7 protein-coding genes are annotated in these 15,319 nt (G+C 53.3%); 1 reads left to right on the top strand and 6 read right to left on the bottom strand.

Annotated features, from left to right (window positions below):
- Window positions 1–29: 29 nt before the first annotated feature.
- The 6 genes from B9Z47_RS18365 to B9Z47_RS09655 all read right to left on the bottom strand — a co-directional run bounded on the left by B9Z47_RS18365 (window position 30) and on the right by B9Z47_RS09655 (window position 13,065).
- Window positions 30–1,130, bottom strand: a complete 1,101-nt coding sequence (locus tag B9Z47_RS18365) for a hypothetical protein (RefSeq protein ID WP_146185778.1) — start codon at window positions 1,128–1,130, stop codon at window positions 30–32.
- A complete protein-coding gene (locus B9Z47_RS09635; protein ID WP_158271664.1) occupies window positions 1,130–3,871 on the bottom strand; it encodes a glycosyltransferase in 2,742 nt (913 codons plus the stop codon). The genes B9Z47_RS18365 and B9Z47_RS09635 overlap by 1 nt, the downstream gene beginning before the upstream one ends.
- 152 nt (window positions 3,872–4,023) lie before the next feature.
- Window positions 4,024–5,301 (bottom strand): TolC family protein, encoded by a 1,278-nt coding sequence (locus tag B9Z47_RS09640; RefSeq protein ID WP_108331020.1) that lies wholly within the window; start codon window positions 5,299–5,301, stop codon window positions 4,024–4,026.
- 14 nt (window positions 5,302–5,315) lie between these two features.
- Window positions 5,316–6,707: an HlyD family type I secretion periplasmic adaptor subunit gene (locus tag B9Z47_RS09645; protein WP_108331021.1), complete on the bottom strand. Its 1,392-nt coding sequence runs from the start codon at window positions 6,705–6,707 to the stop codon at window positions 5,316–5,318.
- A complete protein-coding gene (locus B9Z47_RS09650; RefSeq protein ID WP_108331022.1) occupies window positions 6,704–8,506 on the bottom strand; it encodes a type I secretion system permease/ATPase in 1,803 nt (600 codons plus the stop codon). The genes B9Z47_RS09645 and B9Z47_RS09650 overlap by 4 nt, the downstream gene beginning before the upstream one ends.
- Entirely contained in the window at window positions 8,506–13,065 is a 4,560-nt protein-coding gene (locus B9Z47_RS09655; RefSeq protein WP_108331023.1) for a hypothetical protein, read from the bottom strand. Before B9Z47_RS09655 ends, B9Z47_RS09650 begins: the two co-directional genes overlap by 1 nt.
- Window positions 13,066–13,120: 55 nt before the next feature.
- Here B9Z47_RS09655 and B9Z47_RS09660 point away from each other — a divergent pair, with 55 nt between their 5' ends.
- Window positions 13,121–15,100, top strand: coding sequence for a hypothetical protein (locus B9Z47_RS09660; protein ID WP_108331024.1), 1,980 nt, complete (start codon window positions 13,121–13,123; stop codon window positions 15,098–15,100).
- Window positions 15,101–15,319 lie beyond the last annotated feature (219 nt).

Below are 15,319 nucleotides of genomic sequence, written 5' to 3' on the forward strand. Positions count from 1 at the left end.
AACAAAAAAACATCATTCATAAAACCCTTTTAAATTGGAATGAATCTTTCTGGAATAACAAAAAGTACGAAAGTAGGTTTGAAATCATTAAAATCAGTTACGCTTGGAATCCCCCAACGGAAATAGACTTCATCAAAAAACTCTATCAAATAGAAGATCAAATAATAAGCACTAGACGTACCAAATAATAATAATCGCTTTGATCCATTACCCTTCTTCAAATGAACTTTGGAACCTGTGAGGTTCTTACCTTGTTGTATTAAAAGCTCAACAGGATCGTCACAAATGATTAAATCACGCCTGTCGCATCCCTGAAATACTTGAACAACCTCAGAAATATGTGGGGTATATTTATTACCCAAGTCACCAACGAAATTCTCATTTAATATCAAATTAAACGAGACTTCACTTGAAAAATGATCCGGATATGATTTTGATAGTCTATCCAATAATTTTACACACCCCTGAGCAGACAGATGTGTATCCGTCTTAAGAAAGTACGATCCTGGATTAGTCGATAAATAGTCTAATAAATAATCGATGCGGTTATATCCAAGTTTCAGTAATGCATCTCGAAATAAAATAACCGGCCTATCATCAGTTATCTCTAACTTTTCATATCTTAAATCATTGCAAGCTACACACTTATCAGGAATTACCAAAAATGAATTAGGAATAGATTTACCATCAAGGAATTCAAAGTAGGATGATATAAATTTAGCTGAGGCTTCAATCTCTAAAGCAGTTTTTTTTAAGACGCCAGTTGCGTAATCTTGTATTCTATTGCTGTCATTAGATAAAAAAATCCACCCACTAGGGTCCATTGTTTGCTTAGCAATTAAATTTACAAAAACAGAGTGCAAGCAAATACACATATTTGTAGAATAAATCGCAAATATCTTAATATCTATTGGCGATTTAAAATCTAAGCCATCTAAAATAAGATCACAGGAAAAGCCGCAGTCTGGCTTATACCCTGCATCTAGAAGGTCTTTGCGATATAAATTAGCAACTGCGCTCTGATTAAAATTACCATTCACTTGAACTTCAACACGGATATTTTCTGATGACTCTTCGTCAAAAATCCAGCCAGCAACTGTTGTATCACATCTATCAATATAAAATTTCATCATTTGATAAAATCATAAATCGCTTTGGCAACTAAACTGACATCTTCATCAACAGAGAAACCTTGCCCAAGTTTGCATTTAGTTAGGCGATCGTTGACAGCACCAATTTTAAAATAAAAAGGATACAAACCTAACGAAAGACTTTCACTCAGAGTATAACTAAATGTCTCAGGCCATATTGAGAAATGCAAACATATTGAGGGATCATATATATCAATTAATTTTAAAAGATCTTCCCTACCTGAATATTTACCAGTTATCTTTACATTTTTATTTTGAGAAAATAATTCATCATTAGATGTATACCCAAAGAACACTATAGTAACGTTAGGATAATTTCTTTCCATATAGTCAGCCAAGTCTTTATATTTATAAAGCCCCTTCACATCGCTGATAGCTCCCAAAATTGCGACAACCTTACTACTAGCATATGATTTTTCACGCTGTTTAAATGGCCTTTCACGATGATGTGCTTTAACTTTCACATCAATGTCAGGAAATGCCTTTAAATATATTTGCCTTGTACTAATGCTAGGTGCCTCAACAACTGTAGAACCTTTAATGATTTTGTAAGAAACTTTCCGAAGGGATGCAACTGTACCTAGCTTTGGAAAAGATATGGCACTTGGCGATGGAAGATTACTTTTTTCAACGCATAATTCGCAGGTAGTTGACTCTCGCAAGTTGCAATAACGACCTAATTGATCAACCAAATTGATTTTGGGACAAACCCAGGAAAAATCATGCAACATGAGTGAATAAGACTTATTGAGCAATTTTAGTAACTCATAAATCTCATTCGCAGATGCATTTCCCATATGCTCTACACTAATCGAGGTTAAATTCCTTTTCTCTAACCACTTAATTAATCCAGCGATATCACCTATTTCGAAATATCGGTCCGTGTAAAAACTGCCAGAAACTTGCCAGTATTGAAGATCCGCAAAGGTCACAACCTTTAAGTTAATATAATCTTTTCCTGACTTTTTAAGTTCAACGTATTTCGTATTCAAGTAGGTTTCTATACCACCACCAAACGAATGCGAAATAAATAAATGTGTATCTTTAGAACTACGAATACTCAAATCGAGATTTATCTTCGCTTGATTCAGAGCCCCCTCATAAACATAACTTTGTATTTTGGAATTAAAGCCTGGATATTTTTTCTCAAGCAATTCACCAGCTCGACGCTCACCCTCAATGCGCATCTCTTGTCCGAAAGAAACAGAACCTTCGTGATAAACGAACACACCTGTATAACAACCATGCAACACACCAAGTTCATTTGCAGATTTCAAGCACCAATCAACTTCCTCGCCATAGCCCTTACCCCATTCTTTTCCGAACCCGCCAATTTTTTCATAGATATCACCATTAATCATCATACAAAAACCATGAGAGACAGGAACAGTTACCAATTCACCAAAATTATGTATTTCAATGTTAATATTATTTAAATCTGTAAGATCTAAATTTGAATGTGTAAATATAGTAGCATTATTACTAATGGGACTTATTGAACCGAAATTTCTGTTTTGATTTAAAATACCATACAAGCGATCAATTACATGATCAGAAACAACAGTATCTGCATTTAAAAGTAAAAAATCTTTATTTGTTTTATTACTTAATAAATTATTCACATTTTGAACAAACCCTAAATTTTCCTTATTAAAAATTTTCAAAACTCTTTCATCTGAAATTTCAGCAATAAATCTTTCCAAACGCGCATCTGGCCCAGCATCATATCCAATCAATATTTCTAAATTATATATAGTCTTTGAATTCAAAACTGACTCAATACATCTAACCGTTTGACTAAAGCCATCATAGACTGGGATAATAACACTCAAATTTTTTGAATAACAAAAGGAACCTAATTGGTAATTAAACCTCCCATAGTTTTTTCTTATGAAATTCTCATAAAGATTTACTGTAAACAAACCAGAAAGTGCATTGATATAATCACGTTCAATTGCACTATCTGCCTCAATTTTATTCACTTTTCTAGAAAGTTTTTTAATAAAATTTGAAATATATCCAGGACTTGCATAGATCAACGGTTTTGTAAGGAGGGAAATATTTGAATCCTTCAAAATTAATTGGCGACTAACCAAACCACTCGAAATGCCAATATGAATTTCAAATCCAGAGTGCGGAACCAACATACCGAGGCTATCCTGAACATCACCTCTAAATATGGACGCTTGGAATTCTTTTTTCAATTTACCATTATCAAATAACTGTGCATCAAGCGGCTTTTGATGTAATTTTGAATTAAACGCCCACCCACGAATCGATGTAATTTTTGCATCCTCAATATAACTTAGTATGTCCCATTCAATTTTAAATTCAACACTGCTATCGTTTAAACGAACAGCAAACACCTCTTCGCCCTTGGGCGAGTTAGGTACAGTTGAAAAATAAACAAATGTCCCATCTTTATCTTCGGCGATAAATGAAATGCTAGTTTTTCGATTGATATTTATAATATCTTTTGAGGTAATTCCATAGAAATAAACATGAACACCGAAATGATCTTTCTGAAAAAAAATTGGTGCCTTAGGCTTTTTCAACTTGTTCCGATTGCAGTATGTAACAAAATCTCGAACCAGCCCTTTGTACGCCTCTCCTCCAGAGCTCGATATATTCAAATATCTAAACTCAATCTCCCAAGGACTAAATATTTTATTTTCGTTAAAAAATCGGAAATCAATTTCCTTAATAATATTAGACAGCATGCATCTTGCCTTCATAAATATAAATTAATTTGAAAAAATATTGGTAAAATTAATTCACGAGATTAGCTAATGAACTATTTAAATTTGGATTATAACTATTATAAAGCTTCATTAGAAACTCACCTACGCACACAACCCATACTTGAATTCGCCTATTTATCTAAGTGAAACATGAAATTACTTGAATTCACCACCGCCTCTCGTGGCTCGGTATCGATCAACAGCATCAGCGCCATCAGGCTCTCAGCTTGGCTGGCAGCCTGCTGGGCATAGTCGCTCTTGACTTGGTAAAGGGTTTGAATGGCGTTGAGCACGTCAACCGCCGAGCGCACACCACCCTGGTAGCTTTTGGTGTTGGCTTCCACACTGAGTTCGGCGGCGGCAATGGCCTGCTTCTGGATCACCAGGGTCTGGGTGCCGGTGGCCACCTGGGCGCTCAGGCGGTCGGACTCAAGTCGTACCTTGGACTCGGCCTCGCGCACCGCCTGTTGGGCGCGGGTGACGCCGGCAACGGCGGCTTCCAGGCCATACACAGAGCCGGCCTTGAGCGGCACGCTAAAGCCCAGGCCCACGTATTGGTTGGTGCTGGTCACGTCGCCACTCTGGCTGCGCGAATACACGCCGCTCACAGTGGGCAAAAAGCTGGCCTTGATTTTTTTGACCTCGTATTCGGCAATCTCCAGGCCATAGCGGGCGCTGCGCGCGCTCAGGCTTGCGCTGAGCGCGGTGTCAGCCGGGTTGGGCGGCACACTGGGGGCCATGCTGCCGTGCTTGGCCGGCAGGGCAAAGTCGCTGGCGGGGGGCAAGACGCCGGTGATGGCTTGGTATTGCTGCAGGGCGTTGTGCAGCTGGGTTTGCAGCGTCAGCTGCTGGGCCTGGCCCTGGTTGGCGCGCACCTCGATGTCGCGCAGGTCGGTGATCGTGCCCTGCCCTGCGTCCAGCAGGCGGCGCGCGCGCAGGGCCTGCTGGTTCAGGGCGTCCATGCGGGCTTCATTCAGGGCCAGGTTTTCCAGCGCCAGGGTGATGGTGTTGCTGGCCTTGACCAGGCGCAGCGCCAAGTCTTGTTTGCGGGTGAGCAGACCCACCTCGGCCTGCAGCTGGCGTGGGGTGGCCTGGCGCAGCGCCATCAGGCGTTCCATGTCCAGCAGCGGCTGGCTGATGGTCAGGGTGGTGCGAGAACCGGTGTCGGTGGCCAGCCGCAGGGTGCTGAAGTTGGCTTCTGGAAAGAACACCGCACGCGCTTGCTTGACGCTGCGGCTGCCCACTTCGAATTCGGCCAGTGCGCCTTGGTAGGTGGGGTCAAAGGTCAGCGCCGATTCATAGTCGCTGACCAAGTCGCGGGCCATGGCCTGGGGTGCGGCGGCCAGGGCCGCACAGGCTACCGCAGTGGTCGCGGCGGTCCGGACCATCGATTTGATCGAATTTTTCATACTTAAAGAATTTATCAATTCTTGAACGCTTTTGCTAGTTTATCCGACAAAGGCTTGAGCAAGTAGCTCATGAAAGAGCGTTCGCCTGTTTTGATGACCACGTCCACCGGCATGCCTGGCTGCACCCTCAGCTGGCCCAGCAGCTGGATACCCTGGGCGGTGGTTTGTACCTGGGCCACATAAAACTCGCCTTCTTGTCCGGGGGCCGTGGCAACGCGGTCGGCGCTGACCACCTTGACTTGGCCCGGAATCACCGGGGTCATGTCTTGGTTAAAGGCCACAAAGCGCATGTCGGCCTGCATGCCCACACTGACCTTGTCGATGAGTTGGGGCGGAATCTTGGCGTCCACCGCCAGCAACTCGTCTTTGGGCACCACATCCATCAGTACCTGGGCGCTGGTGATGACGCCGCCGGTGGTGAACACCTTGAGCCCCATCACATTGCCGCTGACGGGGGCGCGCACCTCGGCCAGGTCGCGGTCAAACTTGGTGGCGTCGAGCCGGCTAAGCAGGGCGTCGCGGTTTTTCTGGATGTCTTGCAGCTGGGTGTCCACGTCCTTGCGGTAGACGGTGCGGGCCTGGCTGATCTGCAGCCGGGCGCGGGCGATTTCGGCCTGGGTGTTGGCAATGCTGGAGTCGAGCTCGCTTTTTTGGCGCTCAGCGGCGTTGGCCTGGCTCTTGGGCACAAAGCCGTCCCTGGCCAGGTCGCGGGTGCTCTTCGTCTCTTCTTCAATAGAGCGGATCTGGATTTGCCGCGATTGCAGCGATGCGTTGAGGCCGTTGAGCTGCTCGTTGAGGCTGGCGATCTGGCTGGTCAGTTCGGCACGACGCGAATTGAACAGTTGCACTTGCAGGCCTTTGGCCTCGGTCACGCGGGGGTCGTCGGGCTTGAAGCGCTTGACCAGTTCGGTGCCCCATTTGATGCTGCCCTGCCCGTCGCGTTCGGCGCGCAGCCGGTCTTCAGAGGTCAGCAGGCTGATGTATTGCAACTCCACGCTGGTCATTTCGGCTTCGCTCTTGAGCGGGTTGACGCGCAGCAGCACGTCGCCCTGCCTGACCTCGTCGCCTTCTTTGACCAGGATTTCTTCGACCACGCCGCCCGAGGGGTGCTGCACAGACTTGCGGTTGCCAATGACCACCACATTGCCTTGCACCGAGACGCCGGCGTCGATCGGCGCGGTGAAGGCCCACACCAAAAACAACACAAAAAACACCAGAAACATCCACGTGGCCTTGCGGCGGATGCCCGATTCTTCGACCTCGACGGGCTGCAGGTCGCGGTGTTGCAGGCGTGCCGGGTCGTAAGGGTTCCAGGCATTGATCCAGCGCGAGAAGGTTTGGTCCAGCCGGCCCAGCAGGCCGCTGGCAGCGGGGGGTGCCATGTTGGGGCGTGGGGGCTTGGTCATGCGCCGGCCTCTGGGGCTTTGGGTAACGCAGCGGGGGCTTCTGCCGAGACGGGTGCAGTGGTGACCACTTGCAGCTTGCGCACGGCGTCCAGAATGTCTTTGGCCGGGCCAAAGGCGACTTGTTTGCCGCCCTTGAGCACCAGCATACGGTCGACCACCGTGACCAAGCGCGGGCGGTGCGTGGTGATGACCACCGTGCAGGCCTGGGCCTTGAGGGCCTCGATGGTGTTTAACAGGGCGGTCTCGCCGATGTCGTCAAGGTTGGAGTTGGGCTCGTCCATCACCACATAGCGCGGCATGCCATAAATGGCGCGGGCAATGGCCAGGCGCTGGCGTTGTCCGCCTGAAAGGGCAAAACCGGTTTCGCCCAACACGGTGTCGTAGCCCTGAGGAAAGGCCAGGATCGACTCGTGCATGCCGATCAGGGTGGCGGCCTGCACCACCTTATCGGGGTCCACATCGCCCAGCCGGGCGATGTTTTCGGCCACCGTGGCTTCAAAAAATTCGATCTCTTGGGGCACGTAGCCCACCAGGGGGCCGACTTCGTCGTGACGCCAGTCGGCCAGTTCTACGCTGTCAAGTCGCACCGAACCGCTCAGTGGCCGCCAGATGCCCAGCAGCAGCTTGACCAGTGAGCTCTTGCCTGCGGCGCTGGGGCCCACCACGGCCAGCACTTGACCGGGTGTCAGGGCAAATTCGATACCAGCGAGCACCGGCTTGTCGTGCCCGGGCGGCAAGCCCACCAGGGCCGTGACTTCGAGCTGGCCCTTGGGCGCGGGCAGCGGCATTTGCTTGCTGTAGGCATCGTCTTCCAACAGCAGTTCATTGAGCCGGTCATACGACTGACGGGCGTTGAGGATGGGACGCCAGTTGGCAATGAGCTGGTTCATCGGGGCGATGGCCTTGCTGATCAGCAGGCTGGCCACCATGACCATACCGCCAGTGATCAGGCCATGAATGGCCAACCAAGCGCCCAGCGCCATTTGCAGCGATGGCATGGCCTTGCTCAAAAAGTCGGTGAAGCCGCCCATCAGGCCGGTGGCCTCGCTGGCAAAGACTTGCCGCGTCAAAAACTGGCGGTGCTGCTCGTACCAGCGCTTGCGTACCGCACCCAGCATGCCCATGGCCAACGTGGTTTCTGCGTGCCGCAGGCTGGCGGTGGCCAGGCGCGTGGCCTCGGTGCTGGCCTCTTCGGCTTCCTTGAGGATGGGGGTCGATATCTTGAGCGAGAGGTACGTGAACACCAACATCAAGGCACTGGCTGCCAGCGCAAACAAGGCCAGATAGGGGTGAAAAATCCAGCCTATGACAATGAACACCACGGCAAATGGTGCCGCCACAATGGCCAAAATGGGCGCACCGGTCATGAACTGGCGCAGGTGCAGCAGGTCACCCAGCAATTGCTGGACGTTGACGTTTTTGCGGCCCACGTAGCGGCGGAAAGAGGCGTCGAAGACGTCGGCCGCTAAGTCCCAATCGATTCGCAGCGACAACCGCACCATGAGGCGCGCGCGGATCCATTCGAGCGCGCCCCAGAACACATAAAAGCCCAAAATGACCAGTGTGAGCGAGACCAGTGTGATTTCGCTTCGGCTGCTGATGACGCGGTCGAAAACGCTCATCATGTAAAGAATGGGAGCCACGCTGAGCAGTTCGACGATGCCGGTAATGAGCACCATGAGCATGAAGCTTTGGCGGCACTGCAGCAGGATTTTGCGCAGTGGCGGGTCTTGCATGGGCTTGGTGCCCAGTTCGGACTGCCCTTTTGAAGCGGCTTTCGCCGTGATGCTTGTTGCCATTAGGCCCCGTTGTGTTTGTCGAGCAGTTTCTGCAGGTCAATCGATTCGTAGCCCACACCCAGAACGGTGACGGGGGTGGACACGTCGGCAATCTGGGTCTGTGCCACCACGCCCACCTCAAGGTCGAGCTGCTGAATACCCAGCTGCTGCAGGCTCTGCAGCACTTCGACCGCGTCGGCAGACAGCAGACCGTTGACGAGATCGCTGTGAGAGGCGTCGAGCAGCAAGCCGGCGTCGGCCACATCGCCTTGGCTGTTGTGGAACAGCGGCTGGTTCTGCGTGCCTTCGAGCAGGCCTTGCAGGGCCTGGCCCATCTCCTGCAGGTTGGCAATGTTGCCCACTTGCAGGTAGAGGGTGTCTTGTTCGCTGGTGACCTTGTCCACACCGAACTGGGCCAGCAACTGCAAGGGGGTCAGCAGCAGCAGGTTGGCACCGCCATCAATCTCGACCCGTGCCTGTGGCACGGCTTCGAACATGCCAGCATCGGCCAATGCCTTGGCCAGCTCATCAGACATGACCACGTTGTCGTCGCTCTGGGCCACAAAGCCAGACACGGTCGGCCGCATGGCAGCGATGTCCTGCAAGCCCTGCGAGAACATGGCAGAGTCAAAAGCCTGGTCCACGTTGCCCACGGCCCCGGTCAGTGCGGCCATCAGGTCGCCAAAGCTGCCTTGGGTGTCGAACTGCACACCCGCGCTGATCAGGTCGTTGGCAATGCTCTGGATCTCGGCGGCCATCTGCACCGCCGGGTCGTTGATGTCTTGCGTGGGTTCGCTGTCCACCGCGACCTTGATCGTTGGTGCAGCCTTGAAGCCCAGATTGGGTTGCAGCGAGTCAATCAACTCCCACGGGGCGTCCCACTGGTCTTGCGGGTCGGTCAGGGCACCGGACAAGGCTTCCTTGAGGACCACCACTTCGTCGACACCCAGACCGAGCAGGTTGTTGCCCAGGAAGGTGCCGAGCACCTGGCCATCGGTGATGGCGGTGGCATCCAGCGTCACCTGTTCGTAGCTGCTGAAGCTCAGGCCTGCTGTGATGAGACCCCGTGCGTCGTTGTTGTCGATCTGGAGTTCACCGTAGGTGCCCACCGTGATGTCGGCGACCAGGGTCTGGCCATTGAAGATGTTCACTTGATCAACACCCACGCCGCCCATATCACTGCTGAGATGGCCCAGAGGATTAAACGACCAGGAGTTGATGCGGCTGTTGAGGAAGGTGCCGTCGACTTGGGACTCGAGGGTGACCATGTCGCCCATGGCCAAGGTCAAGCCGTTGTCGATCAGGGCTTGCGCGTCGGCGCCAGAGATCTTCACTGCAGCGGCCACATCAGCACCGCCGATGTCGAGGATGTCCACACCCAAGCCAAACTGATCGGCAAAATAGTCGTTGTCGGTGTCGCGTGCCACCGGGCCCAGCGTATGAATGCCCAGACCGGCAGCGGCCAGCTTGCCACCCAGATAAGTACCGTCGACATCGCCGGCAGGCAGGTTGACGTCCAGCGTCACTTGCTCGCTGTTCGCAAAGTTCAAACCCGCATTGATCAGGCCGAGCGCATCGGCCTCATCGATGCGCACTGCGCCTAGTGCGCCCAGTGCAAAGTCGGCCACTTTCGTCTGGCCATTGAAGATCTCGACCAGATCAACACCCACGCCGCCCATATCGCTGCTGAGCTGGCCCAGAGGCGACCACGACGAATAGTTCATGCGACTGTTGAGGAAGGTGCCGTCGACTTGGGACTCGAGGGTGACCATGTCGCCCATGGCCAAGGTCAAGCCGTTGTCGATCAGGGCTTGCGCGTCGGCGCCAGAGATTTTCACCACAGCGGCCACTTCAGCACCGCCGATGTCGAGAATGTCCACGCCCACGCCATCTTGCGCGTTGCCCAAGGCACCCAGGGTCAGACCGGCAGAGGCCAGTTTGCTGCTCAAGTAAGTGCCTTCGGACTGCAGGTCCAGCGTGACCGTGTCGTTGTCTGCGAAGCTCAGGCCGCCTGCGACCAAGTCAAATGCGTCGGCTTCGTTGATCGTCACCGCGCCAGCCGTGCCAGCGCCGCCGATGTCAAGGATGTCCACACCCACGCCGTCTTGCGCGTTACCCAAGGCACCCAGGGTCAGACCGGCAGAGGCCAGTTTGCTGCCCAAGTACGTGCCTTCGGACTGAATGTCCAACGTCACCGTGTCGTTGTCTGCGAAGCTCAGTCCTGCATTGATCAGACCCAATGCGTCTGTTTCGCTGATGAGCGCAGCATCGGAGAACATATCCAGCACGTCGATGCCAATACCACCGGACTGGTTGCCCAAGTCAGCAAAGCCAATGTTCGGAACGCCCGCCAGTCCGCCTGCAGACAGTTTGTTGCCCAGATAGGTGCCCTGCAGGTCGTCAACGCTCAAGTCGAGTGTGACCGTGTCGTTGGCGGCAAATCCGAGTCCGGCACCGCCAAGCGCATTGGCCTGGTCTTCCGTGATCCGCAGATCGACTTGTTGGGTTGGTCCACCCAGATCGAACAGGTCAATTCCAAACCCCGCCAGACCCGACAACGGGGTCAGCGTGCCACCGTTGCTGCGCAGATAAGTGCCTTCTATGGTGCTGTCGCCCGCAACGTCCAGCGTCACTGTGTCGTTGTCTGCAAAACTCAAGCCTGCATTGATCAGATCCAATACGTCGGCTTCGTTGATCGTCACCGCGCCAGCCGTGCCAGCGCCGCCGATGTCGAGAATGTCTACGCCCACGCCATCTTGCGCGTTGCCCAAGGCACCCAGGGTCAGACCGGCGGAAGCCAGTTTGCTGCTCAAGTAAGTGCCTTCGGACTGCAGGTCCAGCGTGACCGTGTCGTTGACTGCGAAGCTCAGGCCGCCTGTGACCAAGTCAAACGCGTCGGCTTCGTTGATCGTCACCGCGCCAGCCGTGCCAGCGCCGCCGATGTCGAGGATGTCCACACCCACGCCGTCTTGCGCGTTGCCCAAGGCACCCAGGGTCAGACCGGCAGAGGCCAGTTTGCTGCCCAAGTACGTGCCTTCGGACTGAATGTCCAGCGTGATCTGGTCGTTGGTGTTGAAGCTCAGGCCTGCATTGATCAAACCAAGCGCGTCGGTCTCATCAATCGTCAGCGTGCCCTGACCGAACAGGTCCAGCACGTCCACACCCACACCCTCTGGGCCATTGCCCAGGCTCGACAACAGCACTTGGCCACCCGAGCTGGTCTTCAGGAATGTGCCTTCAATGTCAGCACCTTCACCCAAACCCAGCGTGATTTGGTCGTCGGTGTTGAAGCTCAGGCCTGCATTGATCAAACCAAGCGCGTCGGTCTCATCAATCGTCAGCGTGCCCTGACCGAACAGGTCCAGCACGTCCACCCCCACACCCTCTGCACCATTGCCCAGGCTCGACAGCAGCACTTGGCCACTCGAGCTGGTCTTCAGGAATGTGCCTTCAATGTCAGCACCTTCACCCAAACCCAGCGTAATCTGGTCGTTGCCTGCAAAACTCAAGCCTGCATTGATCAGATCCAATACGTCGGCTTCGTTGATCGTCACCGCGCCAGCCGTGCCAGCGCCGCCGATGTCGAGAATATCTACGCCCACGCCATCTTGCGCGTTGCCCAAGGCACCCAGGGTCAGACCGGCGGAAGCCAGTTTGCTGCTCAAGTAAGTGCCTTCGGACTGCAGGTCCAGCGTGACCGTGTCGTTGACTGCGAAGCTCAGGCCGCCTGTGACCAAGTCAAACGCGTCGGCTTCGTTGATCGTCACCGCGCCAGCCGTGCCAGCGCCGCCGATGTCGAGGATGTCCACACCCACGCCGTCTTGCGCGTTGCCCAAGGCACCCAGGGTCAGACCGGCAGAGGCCAGTTTGCTGCCCAAGTACGTGCCTTCGGACTGAATGTCCAGCGTGATCTGGTCGTTGCCTGCAAAACTCAGACCTGCATTGATCAAACCAAGCGCGTCGGTCTCATCAATCGTCAGCGTGCCCTGACCGAACAGGTCCAGCACGTCCACACCCACACCCTCTGGGCCATTGCCCAGGCTCGACAACAGCACTTGGCCACCCGAGCTGGTCTTCAGGAATGTGCCTTCAATGTCAGCACCTTCACCCAAACCCAGCGTGATTTGGTCGTCGGTGTTGAAGCTCAGGCCTGCATTGATCAAACCAAGCGCGTCGGTCTCATCAATCGTCAGCGTGCCCTGACCGAACAGGTCCAGCACGTCCACCCCCACACCCTCTGCACCATTGCCCAGGCTCGACAGCAGCACTTGGCCACTCGAGCTGGTCTTCAGGAATGTGCCTTCAATGTATGCATCAGCACCCAATTGCAAAGTTATCTGGTCATCCAGCGAAAACTTCAGACCACCATCGATGAGCTCTTGGACGTCCTGCAGATCAATCTGCAGAAGGCCGGAACCTTGCAAATCAATGATGTCCACACCCAGAGCACCGTTGGCGTTGCCAAGGTCATCGATCGTGATGCCTGTGACGCCTGCAACCCCTCCGGCCGTAAGCTTGGACCGCAGGTTGTTGCCCACTGCTTCGTCCAGATCCAGTTCCAGAGTGACCTGTGTCTGCACGGGGATAGTGACGCCCGCGCTGACAGCGTCAGCAGCTTGCGACTCGTTGATACGAATGGCGGATTCAGGCGAAGAAGCCGAACTGGAGTCTGAAGACGATGACGAGTCGGAGCTACTTGGCTCAGAACTAGAGCTGCTCGGCTCAGATGACGAAGACGAGGATGGCTCAGAACTAGAACTGCTCGGCTCAGAGCTTGAACTGCTTGACTCAGACGACGAAGACGATGCCGGCACAGACGACGAAGACGATGACGGCTCAAAGCTTGAGCTGCTTGATTCAGAGGAAGAAGACGATGACGGCTCAGAGCTGGAGCTACTTGGCTCAGAGGACGAAGACGAGGACGGCTCAGCGCTTGAACTGCTTGACTCAGACGACGAAGAAGAGGATGGATCAGAACTAGAGCTGCTCGGCTCAGACGACGAAGACGATGACGGCTCAGAGCTGGAGCTACTTGGCTCAGAACTCGAGCTGCTTAGCTCAGAGCTTGAACTGCTTGGCTCAGAACTAGAGCTGCTTGGCTCAGAGCTGGAGCTGCTTGGCTCAGACGACGAAGACGGCTCAGAACTAGAGCTGCTCGACTCAGAGCTGGAGCTGCTTGGTTCAGAGGACGAAGACAATGACGGCTCAAAGCTGGAGCTGCTTGGCTCAGACGACGAAGACGATGACGACTCAGAGCTGGAGCTGCTTGACTCAGACGACGAAGACGATGACGACTCAGAGCTGGAGCTGCTTGACTCAGACGACGAAGACGATGACGACTCAGAGCTGGAGCTGCTGGGCTCGGACGACGAAGACGAAGTTGGCTCAGAGCTTGAACTGCTGGGCTCAGACGACGAAGACGATGACGGCGCAGAACTCGAGCTGCTGGGCTCAGAACTAGAGCTGCTCGGCTCAGAGCTTGAACTGCTTGCTTCAGAGGACGAAGACGATGACGGCTCAGAACTGGAGCTACTTGGCTCAGACGACGAAGACGATGACGGCTCAGAACTGGGGCTACTTGGCTCAGACGACGAAGACGATGACGGCTCAGAACTCGAGCTGCTCGGCTCAGACGACGAAGACGGCTCAGAGCTTGAACTGCTGGGCTCAGAGCTGGAGCTGCTTGGCTCAGAACTAGAGCTGCTCGACTCAGAGCTGGAGCTGCTTGGTTCAGAGGACGAAGACGATGACGGCTCAGAACTGGAGCTACTTGGCTCAGACGACGAAGACGATGACGGCTCAGAACTGGAGCTACTTGGCTCAGACGACGAAGACGAGGATGGCTCAGAACTAGAGCTGCTCGGCTCAGACGACGAAGACGATGACGGCTCAGAGCTGGAGCTGCTTGGCTCAGAACTCGAGCTGCTGGGCTCAGACGACGAAGACGATGACGGCTCAGAACTCGAGCTGCTGGGCTCAGAGCTTGAACTGCTTGACTCGGACGACGATGACGGCTCAGAGCTGGAGCTACTTGGTTCAGAACTCGAGCTGCTTAGCTCAGAGCTTGAACTGCTGGGCTCAGAGCTTGAGCTGCTGGGCTCAGAGCTTGAGCTGCTGGGCTCAGACGACGAAGACGAGGACGGCTCAGAACTCGAGCTGCTTGGCTCAGAACTCGAGCTGCTTGGCTCAGACGACGAAGACGATGACGGCTCAGAACTGGAGCTGCTTGGCTCAGACGACGAAGACGATGACGGCTCAGAACTCGAGCTGCTGGGCTCAGAGCTTGAACTGCTGGGCTCAGACGACGAAGACGATAACGGCTCAGAACTAGAGCTGCTCGGCTCAGACGACGAAGACGGCTCAGAGCTTGAACTGCTTGACTCAGACGACGAAGACGAAGACGGCTCAGAGCTTGAACTGCTTGACTCAGACGACGAAGACGAGGATGGCTCAGAACTCGAGCTGCTTGGTTCAGACTCGAGCTGCTCGGCTCAGACGACGAAGACGATGACGGCTCAGAGCTTGAACTGCTTGACTCAGACGACGAAGACGAGGATGGCTCAGAACTCGAGCTGCTCGGCTCAGACGACGAAGACGAGGACGGCTCAGAACTAGAGCTGCTCGACTCAGAGCTGGAGCTGCTTGGTTCAGAGGAAGAAGACGATGACGGCTCAGAGCTGGAGCTACTTGGCTCAGAACTCGAGCTGCTTAGCTCAGAGCTGGAGCTGCTTGGCTCAGAACTAGAGCTGATGGGCTCGGACGACGAAGACGGCTCAGAGCTTGAACTGCTGGGCTCAGAGCTTGAACTGCTTGACGCAACGGACGAGGAAGAAG

Source organism: Limnohabitans sp. 2KL-1, from assembly GCF_003063435.1.
GTDB lineage: Bacteria > Pseudomonadota > Gammaproteobacteria > Burkholderiales > Burkholderiaceae_C > Limnohabitans_A.